11 protein-coding genes are annotated in these 16,041 nt (G+C 60.5%); 6 read left to right on the plus strand and 5 right to left on the minus strand.

Translation table 11 applies throughout. From position 1 onward, the window contains the following. The first annotated feature begins 117 nt into the window (after positions 1-117). Both CENDO_RS00615 and CENDO_RS00620 read left to right on the plus strand, forming a co-directional pair. Complete coding sequence (locus tag CENDO_RS00615) at positions 118-1,470, plus strand: TRAP transporter large permease subunit (RefSeq protein WP_136140316.1); 1,353 nt, start codon at positions 118-120, stop codon at positions 1,468-1,470. A gap of 10 nt (positions 1,471-1,480) precedes the next feature. Further along, the gene (locus CENDO_RS00620; protein WP_136140317.1) at positions 1,481-1,723 is read left to right on the plus strand and encodes a hypothetical protein; all 243 of its coding nucleotides are present in this window, start codon (positions 1,481-1,483) and stop codon (positions 1,721-1,723) included. Between the two features lie 36 nt (positions 1,724-1,759). Here the strand turns inward: CENDO_RS00620 and CENDO_RS00625 are convergent, their stop codons facing one another. Continuing rightward, positions 1,760-2,503 carry a GntR family transcriptional regulator gene (locus tag CENDO_RS00625; RefSeq protein WP_136140318.1) on the minus strand — a complete coding sequence of 248 codons (744 nt, stop codon included), beginning with the start codon at positions 2,501-2,503 and terminating at the stop codon, positions 1,760-1,762. A gap of 136 nt (positions 2,504-2,639) precedes the next feature. Between CENDO_RS00625 and CENDO_RS00630 the strand changes: the two genes are divergently transcribed. Further along, entirely contained in the window at positions 2,640-5,522 is a 2,883-nt protein-coding gene (locus CENDO_RS00630) for an FAD-binding and (Fe-S)-binding domain-containing protein (RefSeq protein ID WP_246014315.1), read from the plus strand. A 154-nt stretch (positions 5,523-5,676) separates the two neighbouring features. Here the strand turns inward: CENDO_RS00630 and CENDO_RS00635 are convergent, their stop codons facing one another. Together CENDO_RS00635 and betT are read right to left on the minus strand one after the other, a co-directional pair. Further along, a complete protein-coding gene (locus tag CENDO_RS00635) occupies positions 5,677-7,245 on the minus strand; it encodes an aldehyde dehydrogenase family protein (protein ID WP_136140319.1) in 1,569 nt (522 codons plus the stop codon). Positions 7,246-7,269: 24 nt separating this feature from the next. After that, the gene (gene betT / locus CENDO_RS00640; RefSeq protein WP_210726578.1) at positions 7,270-9,432 is read right to left on the minus strand and encodes a choline BCCT transporter BetT; all 2,163 of its coding nucleotides are present in this window, start codon (positions 9,430-9,432) and stop codon (positions 7,270-7,272) included. A 466-nt stretch (positions 9,433-9,898) separates the two neighbouring features. Between betT and betA the strand changes: the two genes are divergently transcribed. Beyond that, the gene (gene betA / locus CENDO_RS00645) at positions 9,899-11,698 is read left to right on the plus strand and encodes a choline dehydrogenase (RefSeq protein WP_136140320.1); all 1,800 of its coding nucleotides are present in this window, start codon (positions 9,899-9,901) and stop codon (positions 11,696-11,698) included. A 106-nt stretch (positions 11,699-11,804) separates the two neighbouring features. Further along, complete coding sequence (locus tag CENDO_RS00650; protein WP_136140321.1) at positions 11,805-12,695, plus strand: hypothetical protein; 891 nt, start codon at positions 11,805-11,807, stop codon at positions 12,693-12,695. On the opposite strand, the gene CENDO_RS00655 is transcribed toward CENDO_RS00650, so the two are convergent. Together CENDO_RS00655 and CENDO_RS00660 are read right to left on the minus strand one after the other, a co-directional pair. After that, positions 12,640-13,533: a PrsW family intramembrane metalloprotease gene (locus CENDO_RS00655; RefSeq protein ID WP_136140322.1), complete on the minus strand. Its 894-nt coding sequence runs from the start codon at positions 13,531-13,533 to the stop codon at positions 12,640-12,642. The two genes, CENDO_RS00650 and CENDO_RS00655, sit on opposite strands and share 56 nt — an antisense overlap. Continuing rightward, a complete protein-coding gene (locus CENDO_RS00660) occupies positions 13,530-14,039 on the minus strand; it encodes a hypothetical protein (RefSeq protein WP_136140323.1) in 510 nt (169 codons plus the stop codon). Before CENDO_RS00660 ends, CENDO_RS00655 begins: the two co-directional genes overlap by 4 nt. Before the next feature lie 54 nt (positions 14,040-14,093). On the opposite strand from CENDO_RS00660, the gene CENDO_RS00665 reads away from it, so the two are divergent. Next, positions 14,094-16,022, plus strand: a complete 1,929-nt coding sequence (locus CENDO_RS00665; protein WP_136140324.1) for a M13 family metallopeptidase — start codon at positions 14,094-14,096, stop codon at positions 16,020-16,022. Positions 16,023-16,041: the final 19 nt, after the last annotated feature.

The raw sequence follows: 16,041 nt of genomic DNA on the forward strand, positions 1-16,041 counted from the left end.
CTGAGAGGTGGACGGAGCCTAAGAGGAGAGGTAATTTTCAATTTTCAGGACAAATGTGACATGTAGCATGCTACTGTGAGCGGAATCACCAATACCTTTTGCTAGGAGGGAGCTCGCATGGGCATTGCTGCACTCGTTGTGTTTATCGCGGTGACAGTTGTGTTTAATACGTTGCTTAAGCGCGATATCTCGGAATCTCTCGTGGTGGCTTTGCTGGCTACCTCGCTGCTCGGCGGTACGAATGCGCCTGCACTGTTAGGCAGTGCAGTCTTTAGTGCGATGCAATCTGAAGTTACCTTTGCCGGTATGGCCTTCGTGTTCATGGGCATCATCGTGCAGTCCACCGGTCTCATTGACCGCCTAATCGGAATTTTGAATTCTATCTTCGGCCGTGTCGCTGGAGGCGCAGCATACGTATCTACCCTGTCTTCGGCGATGATGGGGCTTATTGCGGGATCTACCGCGGGTAACTCCGCAACTGTGGGTTCCGTAACTATTCCGTGGATGAAAAAGTCTGGTTGGAGTTCGAACCGAGCTGCAACACTCGTAGCTGGTAATTCCGGTCTTGGTGTGGCTTTACCGCCAAACTCCACAATGTTCATTATCCTGGCGCTCCCTGCTGCAGCAGGTGCCTCAGCGTCATCGGTGTATGTGGCGCTGGCATGTGGTGGTGCCTATGCGGTTCTCTATCGCTTATTGGTGGTGTTCTGGTGGGCGAAGAAGGACAAGATTAGGGCAACCCCGGCGGACGACATGAAGCCGCTGTCTCAAGCTTGGGCCGAAGGGTGGCGTTCACCTTCTATTTTCCTGGGCATTATTATTCCCGTTCTTTTAACTATTGGGCCAGTGGCTGGGTTCCTAGGCAAGGAAACCATGATCGGCGAGGATGCTGTGGGTGCCATTTCAATTATCGTGTGGGTGCCGATTCTGATCACTATTATCGCCCTGATTGAGGGTGCTAAGCGCATTACCCAGAACAACGCTCATTTTGTAGCGCAGCTAAAGCGTGACTCTCATCAATTTGCCACTGTGGGAATTTCCCTGTTTGCGGCTCTCGCAGCGGCGAACATTATGGAAGAGCTGGGTGTCGGCGCACAGTTGTCTGGCTTGCTCGACTCAATGAATCTTCCCAAGTGGCTTATGCTCCTGGCCGTAGGTGTGCTGGCAGTACTTGTAGCTACACCACTGTCTTCCACCGCGACTGCCGCAGCTATCGGTGCCCCAGCTGTTGCGGCACTGACGGCAGTAGGTATCGATCCAACTATCGCCATTGTGGTCATTCTGCTGTGCACTTCTACCGAGGGCGCTTCACCTCCTGTGGGGGCGCCGATCTACCTATCTGCCGCGATGGCCGAAGCGGAACCACAAAAAATGTTTGTGCCGCTCATTCTGTTGTTCGTGCTCCCGATGATTCTATTGGCTTGGCTCATTGGTATGGGCTGGTTGCCGATTTATGCCCCGACTGCCTAAAAGGAGAAAGATGAAAGCCTTGTTTAAGCTGATTCGCATTTTGTTCTTTATCTTTATGGGTCTGTTCCTCATTGGTGGTGTGGCCATTATCGCCACGCAGACCTTCGGTATCATTTCCGCAGATGGCGACATTGTGACAGGTGTGAATGACTGGCTGTCTCCATTGACTTTTGCTCTGGCCACGGCCTGTGCCATGTGTGCATTTGTGCTGAACTATGAGCCGGGCAATGAAAGGTCAAAGCCTGCCGATTGAGCGAGCAGATGCGCTGCCGGGCTTTTCTATTCAGGTTTAGTCCACATGTTTGACCCACGTCGATGTGACCTTCTCGGCCAATTCGGTAGGCGTGAGCTCGGGGGTGCGTCGGGATAATGCCTGCCTGAGCAGTAGTAAGCCGGTGGCTTCAAGGTGGGCTCGCATAGCAGCGCGAGCTTGTTTTGGATCGTGATTCTCTAAGGCTTCGATGATAGGCAGATGTTCTGAATGAACCTGTTCTAGGGAACGGTATGTGCGGACCGTGGAGTCTGACAGTAAACGCGTGTGAGTGCGAAGCTTGTTAACGACATCCCGGCCGCGGCGTGCATGTCCGGCGGCCAAAATTGCATCGTGAAGCTCTTGATCCCATGTGAAAAATCCAGGTTCATCGTTAGCGTTCATCGCACTGGACATATTAGCGACGATGGACCTGAGCTGCTTGAGTTCATGTTCGGTTATGTCGCGAGCAGCCCGTCCGGCTGCAGCAGGCTCGATGGCCATACGCAGCGAAAATATGTCAGCCACGTCGGAGGCTTCTGGTTCAATGATCCTAAAGCCGCGGTTGCGGACAAATTCGATCACGCCTGCTTCTTCTAACCGCAGTAGTCCATCGCGCACTGGGGATCGGGAGATGCCGAGTTCCTCCGAGAGCTGGTACACGCTGTACCAGGACTCTGTATCCATTTCACCGTTTTGTACGCGGTCCCGTACATAGTTCATCACCTGGGTTGCCAAAGTCTGAGTAGTGACCGCGGGCAGTGGGGAATGGGAATGAAGCATAACTAATAACACTACCCAGGAATCACTCTCATTGAGTAACATGTTACTCAATGAGTAGTGCGTATTTTGTCTGTAATATGCCTGAATTTGCCCATCGCAGAAAGACCTTTCATACAAGAAAAGAGCTAGAGCAACGATGCCAGTAGAGTCCCAGGGATCTAAGTTTAACCGTCTCGAACCGCGCTCCTACGCGCGTGAGATCCGGTCTGGTATGCGCCTTGATATGACTACGAGGGCGGCGTATACCTCGGATGCATCTATCTTCCGGCGTGTACCGCAGGCTGTGGTGGAGCCTCGGATGTTGCAGGATATCCGGGATGGTATCGCTGTTGCTAAGGATCGCGGATGGGCTGTTGTCGGTCGTGGCGGAGGAACATCGGTGGCGGGCAATGCGATTGGTGATGGGCTCATCATCGATACATCGCGTTATTTCAACCGAATCATCGCAGTAGATCCAGTGGCTAGGACGGCTACAGTCCAACCGGGTGTGGTATGTGACAAATTAAGAGAAGCCGTGGCCGAATACGGACTGACTTACGGGCCAGATCCGTCTACCCATTCGCGTTGCACGATTGGCGGCATGGTGGCTAATAATGCTTGCGGTTCACATTCGGTGGCATGGGGCACGGCTGCAGACAATGTGGTTTCCTTAACAATGCTTCTTGCTGATGGACGGTTGGTCACCTTCGATGAACACGGCTGCAGTGACCCAGAACTGCAGGCGTCCATTGACGCGCTGGCTAGCGAGAATGCTGAATTGATTAATAAAGAATTAGGTCGTTTCCCACGCCAGGTTTCTGGTTTTGGATTGCATTATCTGACTGACCATTCAGCTAAGCCTATTCATTATGCGCGTGCTTTGGCTGGTTCTGAGGGGACTCTAGGAATTATTACAGAGTTGACCGTAAATCTGGTTGAGGTGCCGAAGGCTAAGGCTTTAGCGGTACTGGCGTTCGAAACCGTCTTTGACGCGGCGGCTGCTGCCCCGAAGCTACGTCAGGATGGGGTGGCTACCATTGAGGGCATGGGCGGTGACCTTTTAGCTGCGCTGCGCTCAAAGGTGGGCCAAGAAAAGGCCGGCGGCAATCTGCCAGGTAAACGTAAGGGGATCGCGTCTGGTGGATGGCTCTACTGTGAGGTAGTCGGTGCCGACGAAGATGCTGCCTTGGCTCGTGCACAGGAGGTCGCCACCTGTGTACCAACAGTTGATTACATCGTGGTATCTGACCCGCTAGATATGCGTGAGCTGTGGCGTATCCGGGAGGCGTCCGCGGGTCTTGTTACACGTCTGCCCGATGGTGGCGAGGCCTGGCCTAACTGGGAAGACTCCGCAGTGCCCCCTGAGAACCTAGCCGATTACCTGCGTGACTTGTATGCGCTGATGGATAGGTACGGCCTTCGAGGCATCCCGTTCGGCCACTTTGGTGAGGGGTGCGTGCACGTTCGCATCTCTTTTGATTTTGGTACTCCTGAAGGTGTCAAAGCTTTCAAGGCATTCATGGAGGATGCCGCCTCGTTGGTGTCGTCCTATGGTGGTTCTTTGTCCGGTGAGCATGGTGATGGCCGTGCTCGTTCAGCGTTGCTCAAGCGCATGTATTCCGATGAGATGCGTGCGGTATTTGAGCAATTCAAACTCCTCTTTGATCCGGAGAGGCTGTTTAATCCGGGTGTTCTGGTTTGGGCTGATGAAGTCACTGATGGCCTACGTATGGCGCCAGGCCAGCGCACTTTTGAGCTAACTCCAGTTCATGCTTTTAGTCATGACCGTGGTTCGATGGTCAATGCGGTTAACCGATGCGTAGGTGTCTCTGCTTGCCGGTCTGATGACGGCGGGATGTGCCCATCATTTCAAATAACTGGTGATGAAGTTCATTCAACTCGTGGGCGCGCGCGTATTTTTAGCGAAATGTTCCGCGGTGAATCTGTGGCAGACGGTTTCAAGTCAACTGAGGTTGAAGAGGCTCTTGACCTGTGTCTGTCGTGTAAGGCCTGCGCATCTGAGTGTCCAGTAAATGTAGACATGGCTACCTACAAGTCTGAATTCCTCAACGAGTTCTACAGGGGAAAGCTACGCCCTATGGCGCACTACGTGATGGGTTGGTTGCCACTAATCGGATACCTAATTCATAAACTGCCGGTGGTTCCACGGCTCGTCGATTCCGCGATGCAAGCTCCGGTGTTGTCTACTGTCATTGGCAAGCTCGGAGGTCTCGATACCAACCGTTCTCTGATTAACTTTGCGCATAAGTCTTTGCGTAAATGGGCCGCGATGCGAGGAGCGTCGGCGCCGGGATCAGCTGGAACCGTGGTGCTATGGCCAGACAGCTTCAACACCTCCTTGGACACCTCGCCTGCTATTGCTGCAGTGGCGGTTTTGGAGAAGCTTGGCTTCACAGTAGAAATTCCGCAGGAGTTCGTGTGTTGCGGTCTGACCTGGCACTCTACGGGTCAGTTGAGGATGACACAGAGAGTTCTTCAGCAAACCGCAAGGGTTATGAAGCCGTATTTAGACCGCGGGTTGACTGTGATTGGTGTGGAACCGTCCTGTACGGTGATGCTGCGCAGTGAAGCTACTGAGCTGTGTGACGATCCAACTCTAAAGAGCCTTGCTAAGGCGACTGTAAGTTTCGCGGAATTCGTAACGCCATTAATCGAACAGGGCGTGGTCGATGGAACAATCGTCCCAGGTGATGTTTCTGCGCTGACTCAGATACATTGTCATGAGAAGTCTCTGGGGGATCCTTCCCAAAGTACGCGCCTTCTGGCTGCACTGGGAGTTAGTGAGGAGCAGATCGCTACGGGGTGCTGCGGTCTCGCTGGCAACTGGGGCTTTGAGAAGGGGCACGCTGAAATGTCGTTGGCTTTGGGCGAGCGTGAGCTATTCCCGCGGGTGCGGGAAGCGTCCAAAGACGGCAAGGAGATCATTGCTGATGGGTTTTCGTGTCGTACCCAGATCAGTCAAGGTACAGGTGCTGAAGCTAAACACATTACCGAGATAGTTCGGGACATTATCTGCTGACTTACTATTCAACTTCCCTTAGTAATGTTGCGGTGCGTTTCTAGCACTGTACCGAACAATATCGTGAACGTGTCCGCCTCACGGCTCGACGAGCTGGCGGACACGAAAAAGCGGCGAGGAGGTAGTCTCCACGCCGCTTTAGGGGGTTAAGGGGTTACTGCTGGCCGAACTGCCCGGTGGCTGCCGGCGCTAGGTTGGTGTAGACGTGCTTGTGCTCTTGGTATTCCGCGAGGCCGGTTGGGCCCAGCTCGCGGCCGTTGCCGGATTGCTTGTATCCGCCCCACTCGGCCTGCGGCAGGTAAGGGTGGAAGTCATTGATCCAGATGGTGCCGTGGCGCAGGGCGCGGGCCACGCGCTCCGCCTTGCCGGCATCCGTGGTCCAGACCGCGCCGGCTAGGCCGTACTCGGTGTCATTGGCAATCTTGATGGCTTCTTCCTCGGTGTCAAAGGTCTCAACCGTGACGGTAGGGCCAAAGGCCTCGGCGTGGACGCACTCCATGTCCTGGGTGCAGTTATCCAGGATGGTCGGCAGGTAGTAGATGCCGGCGCCGAGGTCCGTCTCGCCGGTGCCGTGAGGTCCCTCGTTGTCGGAGGACTCGGCCTTGCGGCCGCCGGAGAGCACGGTAGCGCCCTCCCGCTTGGCGGTCTCAACGTAGTCAGTGATCTTGTCGCGGTGCTCGGCGGAGATCAGTGGCCCGGTCTCAGCCTTGGAGTCCGTTGGGCCGCCGATCTTGATCTTGTTGGCGCGGCGGGCCAGTTCCTCAACGAACTTGTCGTGGATGGAGGCCTCCACAATCAGGCGGGAGCCCGCGGAGCAGACCTGGCCGGAGTGGAAGAACGCGGCGGTCAGGGCGTTGTCAACCGCGGCCTCGAAATCAGCATCGGCGAAGACAACGTTGGGGTTCTTGCCGCCCAGCTCAAGCGCCGTGCGCTTGATGGTTCCGGCGGCGTTCTTGGCGATGAGCTTGCCGGTCTCAAGCCCGCCGGTGAAGGACACCATGTCCACGTCCGGGTGGGTGGACAGTGGGTTGCCGCAGTTGGCCCCGGCGCCGGTGATGAGGTTGGCCACGCCCGCCGGCAGGCCCGCCTCTTCGAAGGCGGCCATGAGCAGCATGGCGGTGTGCGGGGTCAGCTCGGCCTGCTTGAGCACAAAGGTGTTGCCTGCGGCGATGGCAGGGGCCACCTTCCAGGACACCTGCAGCAGCGGGTAGTTCCAGGGGGTGATAAGGCCGCATACGCCCACTGGTTCGGCGTCGATGCGGGAGCGGACGTTGTCATCGGCGGGGTCAACCACGCGGCCGGCCTGGTGGCTGGCCAAGGTGCCGAAGTACTCGAAGGCGCCAGCGATGTCATCCATATCGCCCTCGGACTCTTCCAGGCGTTTTCCGGTATCGGCGGACTCGGCGGCGGCGAATAAGTCCTTGCGCTCGCGGATGATATCGGCGACCTTGAGCAGGATCTTGCCGCGCTCGATGGCCGGGACGGAGGTCCACTCGCCGGCGTCGAAGGTCTCGCGGGCGACCTTGATGGCGCGCTCCGTGTCCGCGTCGGACGCCTCGGAGACCACGCCCACGGTGGAGCCGTCCGCCGGGCAGGTGATGGTGCGGGTCTCGCCGGACTGGGCCGCTACCCACTCACCGCCGATGTAGAGGCTGCGGGGGCCGCCAGAGGCGTGAACAGGGGCGAGCATTTCTTCTTTGGTTGGGTCGAAAAGGGAGGTCATAAAAGCCTTTCAAATACGTTGTTGTTAACTATCGTCGCGCCAGGTGCGGATCGGGGCCGCATTGTCTGACATGTCGGAGCTGCCGGAATCCTCACGCTGCATGTGCAGGAACGCCATGTGCCGTTCAAACAGGTCAAGCAGGTTGTTGATGAGCTGATGCTGGGTATAGCCGTAGACGTCATAGCCCAGGGAGCCGCTGAGGCCGTAGACCTCAAGGCGGTAGTAAAGCTCTTCGCCCACGCCCTCTGCATAATCCGGTCGGGGTTCCGCCACGGGGAACAGTTGATAACGGAAGTTGCGCTCGTCTTCCAACTGAACGTTGAGATCCAGGTGGGAGACGTTGATCTCAGGGACCACGGAGGTCAGAAGGGTGGCCTTGTAGCCGTTGGCGCGCATCTCCTCCGTGACCTTCTTCAGCGCGGGCGCGGCGGTCTCGCGGATGTAGTTAGTCATGTCATCGCGCGTTGGCCATGCGGTAGCGCGGTTGAGGCGCAGTTTCCACAATTCATCAGAATCCGAGGTGGAATCCACGCGGCCGGACATTGCGTGTGGGAGGGCCAGGGCGCGGGCCTGGGCCTCGTAGTGTTCCAGACGCAGGCACTTCCACAGGGAGAACATGATGAAGTACACCACGAAGGAAAACGGCAGGCCCATGACGATGGTCGCGGACTGGACGGTGGGGATACCGTCAATCTGCAGCATGGTCAGGGTCAGCACGCCAACCGCCACGGACCAGAAGATTCGGGACCAGCGTGGGCCGTCCTGGCGGGAATCCGTGATGCGGGAGGTGAAGTTAGACATCACCAGGGAGCCGGAGTCCGCGGACGTGATGTACAGCAGCAGGCCAATCAGGGTGGCGATGATGATGAGGAACGTGGCCCCAGGGTAGGAACCCAGGAGATCATAAAAGCCCTGCTCGGGATAGTTCATCGCAGTCTCGCCGAACTCTGCCTTACCCTGGTTGCGGACCAGGTCGATGGCGGAATTGCCGAAGAAACTCATCCACAACAGGATGAACAAGAACGGGAACGTCAGGGTGCCCACGATGAACTGGCGCAGGGTGCGGCCGCGGGAGATGCGGGCCAGGAACAGGCCGACGAATGGCGCCCACGCAATCCACCATGCCCAGAAGAACAGGGTCCACGCCTCCATCCAGGCGTGGGTCTCATCCGGATTCGGGGAAAACGCCATGGTGTCCATGGTCCAGGAAGGGAAGGAGGAAACGTAGTCACCAATGTTCATGATGAGCGTGTCAAAGAGGTAAGAAGTCTTACCCGCGATAACCACGTACAGCATCATGGCGATGGCGAGGAACACGTTGGCCTCGGACAGGCGGCGAATGCCCTTGTCCACGCCGGAGACGGCGGAGACCGTGGCCACGGCAATGGCCACGATAACCAGGCCGGCCTGCAATCCGGCGCCCTGGTCCCAGCCGGTGATGAGGTGGATGCCGTAGGCGAGCTGTACCACGCCAATACCCAGGGACGCGGCCACGCCGAAGACGGTGCCCAGCATTGCGGCGATGTCTACCGCGTCGCCGGCCGGGCCATGCACGCGCTTTCCAATCAACGGGTACAGCGCTGAACGGATGGCCAGCGGCATGTTCAGGCGATATGCAAAGTACCCGAAGGCCATGCCCATGAGAGCGTATAGTGCCCAACCGGTCAGGCCGTAGTGGAACAGGGCAAAGACCACGGCGTCCTTGGCGGCCTGCATGGATTCGGGGTCCTCCAGCGGCGGGGCCAGGTACATGGTGATTGGCTCCGCCACCGCGAAGAACATCAGATCCACGCCAATGCCGGCGGCAAAGAGCATGGAGGCCCAGGTAAAGAGGTTGAACTTTGGGCGGGAATGGTCCGGGCCCAGGCGGACATGGCCGGAGCGGCCAAAGGCGATGACTAGGACGAATACCACGGCCACCGTGGCGGTGAGGATGTAGAACCAGCCCAGGTTGGTGGCAATCCAGCTGGTCACGTTGCCCAGGGTCTCTTGGGCGTGCTCCCGGCCAAAGAATGCGTAGGCCGCCACGGCCAGCACGCCGATGGCGGAGATGATGAACACCGGCCAGTTGGTCTCCGGCGGTTCAACCTCGCCGGCTCCTACATCGTCACCGGTTTCTGCGCGGTAGCTGCCCACCAGGGCCCGCAATTGGTAGCGGTTCGCCCGGCGCTTGGCGGGCTGGGCCACCTCCTGAGCCTCACTCTGGTGGCCTGGATTCGTATCAGACACGTCAATAATCTCCTCACGCGCCTGCCCTAAGGGGCCGGGTGGCCACCATTGTTCGGCCGCTGCAAACCGCAACGCCCAGGGCGGTGATTGGGAGCTCCGCCGGGGCGCTTCTTGGGGCTTCAAATCCCAAGGCAGGACCGCGTTTCCGGTCCGCGATTCAAGACGGCTTCACGGAAGCAGGCGCTTGAACTTTAGTTATAGGGTGTTTTCCAAATTGAATGGGATTTTAGCCAAAAACCGTATCAATCTATATGCTAGGTTACTGTAACAACCGTTCGGTTTCACGTTGGTGAGATGACTAGGGGTGATTTTCTGCCGCGTCAGCTCCATCGCTGGAGGGGCCCTCGCGGCGGCCGTGCGCAGGAAAGTCACGCTGAGACCTGTGGAAACCGTGAATAAAACCATATGCGCGAAAGGAATCTTGATGAATTTCGTCAACAAAGTACTCAAGCGAGACAAGGCCAAGACTGAGGGCAAGGCCAAGACTGCCCCATCCGTAACTGATGAAGTCAGCGACGTAGTAGTTGTGGGCGGCGGCTCCGCCGGCTCCGTCATCGCCAACCGCCTGACCGAGGACAAGGACACCCGCGTGGTTGTCCTCGAGGCCGGCCGCCCGGATTCCCTGTGGGATCTGTTTATCCACATGCCATCCGCATTCTCCTTCCCAATCGGGAACAAGAACTACGACTGGAAGTTTGAGTCGGAGCCGGAGCCAGAGATGAACGGCCGCCGCGTGTACCACGCGCGCGGCAAGGTCCTGGGAGGCTCTTCCTCCGTCAACGGCATGATCTACCAGCGCGGCAACCCGATGGACTATGAGAAGTGGGCCAAGAATGACGGGATGGAGCACTGGGACTTCGCCCACTGCTTGCCATACTTCAACCGCATGGAGACCGCCGCCGCGGCGGAGCCTAACGACCCGCGCCGCGGCCACAACGGCCCGCTGTACCTCTCCCGCGGCCCCGCAACCTCCCCGCTGTTCCAGGCGCTGTTCAAGTCCGTCCAGCAGTCCGGCCGCAACCTGACCAATGACGTCAACGGCTACCGCCAGGAGGGTTTTGCCCCGTTTGACCGCAACATCAAGCACGGGCGCCGCCTGTCCGCGGCCCGCGCGTACCTGCACACCATCAAGAACCGTAAGAACCTTGAGATCCGCACCCGCGCGCTGACCTCCCGCATCCTCTTCGAGGGGCAGAAGGCAGTGGGCGTTGAGTATGAGTGGAAGGGTCAGACCCGGCGCATCTATGCCAAGAAGATTGTCCTGTCAGCGGGCGCTTTCAACACCCCGCAGCTGATGCAGGTCTCCGGCGTTGGCCCTAAGGAGCTGCTGGAGAGCCACGGCATTAAGGTGGTCAAGGATCTCCCGGGCGTGGGCGAGAACCTGCAGGATCACCTGGAGGTCTACATCCAGTATGAGACCAAGAACTCCACTGACTCCTCCCAGCCTTACCTGGACAAGTGGCGTTGGCCGCTGATGGGCCTGCAGTGGCTGACCACCCACAAGGGGCCGGTCGCCACCTCCCACTTCGAGGCCGGTGGCTTTGTGCGTTCCAATGAGAATGAGGAATACCCAAACCTCATGTTCCACTTCTTGCCGATGGCGGTGCGCTATGACGGCCAGAAGGCTGACGTAAAGCACGGCTTCCAGTGGCACGTGGGCCCAATGTTCTCTGACACCAAGGGCCATGTCCGCATCAAGAGCGCAGACATCAAGGACAAGCCGGAGATTTTGTTCAACTACCTGCGCACGGATCAGGACCGCCGCGAGTGGGTGGAGGCGATCCGCGTCGCCCGCTCCCTGCTGGACACCGAGGCCATGCGTGAGGTGGGGGCAACCGAGTTCAGCCCAGGCCCTGCCGTGCAGACCGATGAAGAAATTCTGGAATGGGTGCGCAATGACGGCGAGACCGCGCTGCACCCATCCTGCACCGCAAAGATGGGTTCCAAGGATGACCCCATGGCCGTGGTGGACCCTGAGACCATGCAGGTCTGGGGCGTCGAGGGGCTCTACGTCGTGGATGCGTCCGTCTTCCCATCCGTGACGAATGGCAACATCTACTCCCCAGTGATGATGGTTGCCGAAAAGGCCGCGGACCTGATTGCGGGCCGCACGCCACTGGAGCCAATCCACGTGCCGTGGTACAAGGCCGGCGAGGACATGCCGCTCTACGCCGAGGGTGAAGCCATCCGCGATCACGTCGAGGCACCACGCGGCGCTTACTAAAAGCCCGCCACCGGAGCACGGCCAGTGTTCCGGCCGCCGCCTGCCCCCGCGTCGGGCGGGCGGCTTTTCCTATTCCAGGCCGTCGCGGCAGGCTAGTATATGAACAATGTTGAGGAAACTACCGCTGCCGCTTGCCGTGGCGTTTAGCCTGGCGCTGGGGTTGGCCGCGCCCGCGCAGGCCGCCACCACGCTCAATCCATCCGGCGTTCCGGAAAGGACGTCCATCACGCTGCGCTACGGCAATGGCGCCACCGTGGCCACGCCCAATAGCCACCAGTCCCGCCCGGCGCTGTCCCTGTCCAAGCTCTACCTGGGCTACTGGGTCTCCCGCAACGGCGCGCCGGAGGACAAGGCGCGGGTGGAAAACATGATCCGCTACAGCGAGGACGGCACCGCCTCCTACCTGGACAGGAAATACCCGCAGGCTATCCCGTCCGTCATCGGCCAGTTTGGCCTGACGGAGACCCGCCACAATGGCTACTGGGGCAATACCACCACATCCACGCAGGATATGGCGCGTTTCCTGTCCACCGTGCGTGGGGATCCCGCCGCCGCGCCGCTGTTCCGCGGGATGGAGACCGCAGCGCCCATCGCGGCCGACGGCTACCGCCAGGACTACGGCACCGCCCGCATCCCCGGCGTGACCGGCACCAAGTTTGGCTGGTCGGATGACCGCGCCTCCCTGCACGCCACCGCGTCCACGGGCAATGGCTTTGTCATCGCCGCGCAGACCTCGGGGCCGGCCGCGCAGCTTACCGCCGACGTCCTCGGCGCCGTTCGCGTCACCCCCAGCGCCCCGGGCGCTCCGGCCGCCCCCGCGCCGGCCGGTTCCTCCCGGGGGCTGGTGGCCGCGGCGAATAACCTGCCGCGTGAAACCCCGCAGCACCTGCGCCGGGCCGCGCGCGATGCGGCCTACGGCGTTGCCCGCACCGAGGCTCAGGTCACCGGCCAGGTGTGCGACGCCCTGGCGCGGGCGGGCTCATCCCAGGTGTGTTAAAGCCCGGCCCGGCCGGGTAGGGGATGCGCACCCAACCCGGGCCCGGCGGCCGCGTGCGCGCATGGCGGTTGCCGCGGCGCACCAGCACTATGATGGTTGAGTACATCGCCACGGCCACCACGGTGTTCTTGGCGAGGTACGCCGCGTCATCCATGAGGTAGTTCCACGCAAAGTGCAGCGCCACGGCCGCAAACGTCCAGCCCACGGCCGGCCCGATGTTGCGCTTGTGCAGCGCCCAACCCACGCCCCAGCCGGCGATAGCGGCAAACACCACGTGCAGGCCGGGCCCCACTATCACGCGTAGACCCCAGGTGAAGGTGGCGCCAACCGCGTCCGATTCGGGATCCATCACCGCGCCCGTCACGCCGTAGAGGACGTTTTCGAAAATCTCGAAACCGGCGCCCACCACCGCGCCCACAATCAGCCCGTGCCACGGCCGGTCGAATTGCGAAAAGGCCAGCAGGATAAGCGCCACGATAAGCGCCTTGGCCACTTCCTCCGGGTAGCCGCCGGCCCAGCTGGCGGCGGCATTATCCCAGCCCAGCGCCGTGGCGGCCTCAATGAGGGCCACGGCGGGTAGCACGGTAAGCCACATCGCCCCGCCGGAGCCTGCCAGCAGGGCGCAGGCGACCCACAGGGCATTGGAACGGCGGCCGCGTCCGGGCCACATCGGCGAGCGGGAGATAAACCACAACAAAAGGGCCAGATACAGCCCGCCCGCCACCATCCCAATGCCGAACCCCACCGGGGAAGATATCGCGGATGTGAACAGGAAAAACAGCACGCCGCCCAGGCCGGACAAGGTCAGCAAGCCAACCAGGATCTTCGCGGCCGTCATAGCGCCTCCAGGTTGGTCGCGCCGCCGGTCGGCAGTGGTGCCCGCGTTGCCGTGGCCCACAGGGCCTTGGCCAGGTCCCCGGCGCCGCGCCCGCTGATAACCGCGTAGTCATCTCCCACGTTGATGGCGATGAGCGCGTGTTCGGCGGCGATGAACACGGAGCCGGCCTCGGAAGCCAGCGTCTGGCCCTCGGGCTGTGCGCCGCCGCCAAAATACATGCGGGCGGTGCGCTTAAGGGCGGTGGTCGGGTCAAAAGGAAGGGAGGGCTGGGCCGCAAGATAGCGAGTCGCCACGACCGTGTCGCCGCAGTCCCACGACGCGTCAAATTCCATGGGCTCCTCCACCGCGCACCGGGTGCCCGCCACCTCCTTGCCGGCGAAACTGACCGGCCCATACTCGGCGGGCTTACCCGGAATCACTAAACCCAGCGCCGCGGGCAACCCCAACGCCGCAACGCCCAGGGCACACACGGCCGCCACGGCGTTCCCCGACTTGTTCAACGTCATGCCGTCCACTTTTATCAGAATTTACGGGGTTAAGTTGGGCTAGAGTGGGTGGGCATGAAGGACTTGTACCAATTTATTAACGGCCCATGGCTCACTTCCCACGTTATTCCCGATGACCGCGGCGTGGACGGCGCCTTCCACAAATTGCGCGATGACGCGGAGCTAGAGGTCAAGGAGATCGTCGAGCAGGATTCCGGCCGCGCCGGTATCCTCTACTGCCAGTTCATGGACGTAGAAACCATCAACGCCCGCGGCATGGCCCCGCTCGACGCGGACTTGGACCGCCTAAGCGTCAAGGACTCCACGGAGTTTGCGTTCGTGCTCGGCGAGCTAGACCGTGAGGGCGTGGGCGCGCCGGCCTCGTTCTACTCCAGCAAGGACTCCGGCACGGAAGATGAGGTGGCCTACGTGGTCCAGTCCGGCCTAGGCCTGCCGGATGAGGCCTATTACCGCGAGGAAGCCCATGCGCAGATCCTGGCCGCCTATAAGAAGCACGTCGAGGAGATGCTGGGATTTTTGGACCCGGCCCGCCTGTTCGGGCTGCCGGCCGCGGCCGCGGCCGAGCGCATCGTGGCCCTAGAGACCGAGATCGCCGCCGGGCACTGGGACGTGGTGGAATCCCGCGACGCCATCAAGACCCACAACTACCGCAACCTATCCGAGCTCCCCGCCAAGGTCCGCGTCATGCTTGAAGGCGCCCGCGTGCCCGAGCACCGCCTGGTGGCGATGATGCCAAGCTACTTCGAACACTTAGATAGGCTCCTTACCGACGAGCGCCTCGCGGACTGGCAGCTCTGGGCCACCTGGCACATCCTGTACTCCCGCGCCGGCCTGCTCCCGGAGGAGGTGGGCGCCAAGAACTTCGAGTTCTTTGGCACCAAGCTCACCGGCGCCACCCAGCAGCGCGATCGCTGGAAGCGCGGCGTGGGCCTGGCGGATTCCTTCGTCTCCCAAGAAATTGGCCGGGTGTTTGTGGACAGGCACTTCCCGGCCTCTTCCAAGGCAGAGATGGAAGAGCTGGTGCGTTACCTGACGGACGCCTATGAGGACCGCATCTCCACGCTGCCGTGGATGACGGAGGGCACCCGCCGCCGCGCGCTGGAGAAACTCTCCCAGTTCAACGCCAAGATTGGCTACCCGGACAAATGGCGCGATTACACCGGCCTGGAATTCTCCGGCGAGGATCTGCTGGCCGACGTGCGCGCCGGGCATGCCTGGGCCCACGACTTTGAGCTGGCCAAGCTGGGCAAGCCAACCAACCGCGACGAGTGGTTCTGCCCGCCGCAGATGGTCAACGCGTTTTATAACCCAACCGTCAATGACATCACCTTCCCGGCGGCCATCCTGCGCGCGCCGTTTTATAGCCCGGACGCCGACGCGGCGGAGAACTTCGGCGCTATTGGCGCGGTAATCGGCCACGAGATCGGCCACGGTTTTGATGACCAGGGCTCCCAGTATGACGGCCGGGGCAACCTGGACTCATGGTGGACGGATGAAGACCGCGCAGCCTTTGAGCGCCTCACCGCCAAGCTGGTGGAGCAGTATGACGGTGAAGTCCCGTCCGTGTTGACCGAGGCCGGCATCGAATCCAGCGGCGTCAACGGCAAGTTCACCCTGGGTGAGAACATCGGTGACCTGGGCGGCCTGGGCATCGCCGTGGTGGCCTACAAGAAGTACTGCCAGGACAAGGGCATTGACCCGCTGGGCCAGCTGGCGCCCTTCGAGGTAGAAGACGCTGACCCCGCCCTGGGCGAGAAGGAGTGGAACGGCCTGCAGCGCCTGTTCTTCGCGTGGGCTCGCGTGTGGCGCACCGCCATCCGCCCGGAGCTGGCCACCCAGTACCTGGCCATGGATCCTCACTCCCCGGCGGAGTTCCGGTGCAACTTCATCGCGCGCAACATCGCCGAGTTCTATGAGGCCTTCGACGTGGACCAGGATTCCGCCATGTTCCTGCCGGAGGACCAGCGGGTGACCATCTGGTAGTTAGCCCGCGGTCCGGCCG

Origin of the sequence: Corynebacterium endometrii, from assembly GCF_004795735.1 — a bacterium.
GTDB lineage: Bacteria > Actinomycetota > Actinomycetes > Mycobacteriales > Mycobacteriaceae > Corynebacterium > Corynebacterium endometrii.

What these genes read in the sequence shown, in the direction of transcription:
- CENDO_RS00615 (WP_136140316.1), top strand. Translation starts at nt 118, where the DNA reads ATGGGCATTGCTGCACTCGTTGTGTTTATCGCGGTGACAGTTGTGTTT.
- CENDO_RS00620 (WP_136140317.1), top strand. Translation starts at nt 1,481, where the DNA reads ATGAAAGCCTTGTTTAAGCTGATTCGCATTTTGTTCTTTATCTTTATG.
- CENDO_RS00625 (WP_136140318.1), bottom strand. Translation starts at nt 2,503, where the DNA reads ATGCTTCATTCCCATTCCCCACTGCCCGCGGTCACTACTCAGACTTTG.
- CENDO_RS00630 (WP_246014315.1), top strand. Translation starts at nt 2,640, where the DNA reads ATGCCAGTAGAGTCCCAGGGATCTAAGTTTAACCGTCTCGAACCGCGC.
- CENDO_RS00635 (WP_136140319.1), bottom strand. Translation starts at nt 7,245, where the DNA reads ATGACCTCCCTTTTCGACCCAACCAAAGAAGAAATGCTCGCCCCTGTT.
- betA (WP_136140320.1), top strand. Translation starts at nt 9,899, where the DNA reads ATGAATTTCGTCAACAAAGTACTCAAGCGAGACAAGGCCAAGACTGAG.
- CENDO_RS00650 (WP_136140321.1), top strand. Translation starts at nt 11,805, where the DNA reads ATGTTGAGGAAACTACCGCTGCCGCTTGCCGTGGCGTTTAGCCTGGCG.
- CENDO_RS00655 (WP_136140322.1), bottom strand. Translation starts at nt 13,533, where the DNA reads ATGACGGCCGCGAAGATCCTGGTTGGCTTGCTGACCTTGTCCGGCCTG.
- CENDO_RS00660 (WP_136140323.1), bottom strand. Translation starts at nt 14,039, where the DNA reads ATGACGTTGAACAAGTCGGGGAACGCCGTGGCGGCCGTGTGTGCCCTG.
- CENDO_RS00665 (WP_136140324.1), top strand. Translation starts at nt 14,094, where the DNA reads ATGAAGGACTTGTACCAATTTATTAACGGCCCATGGCTCACTTCCCAC.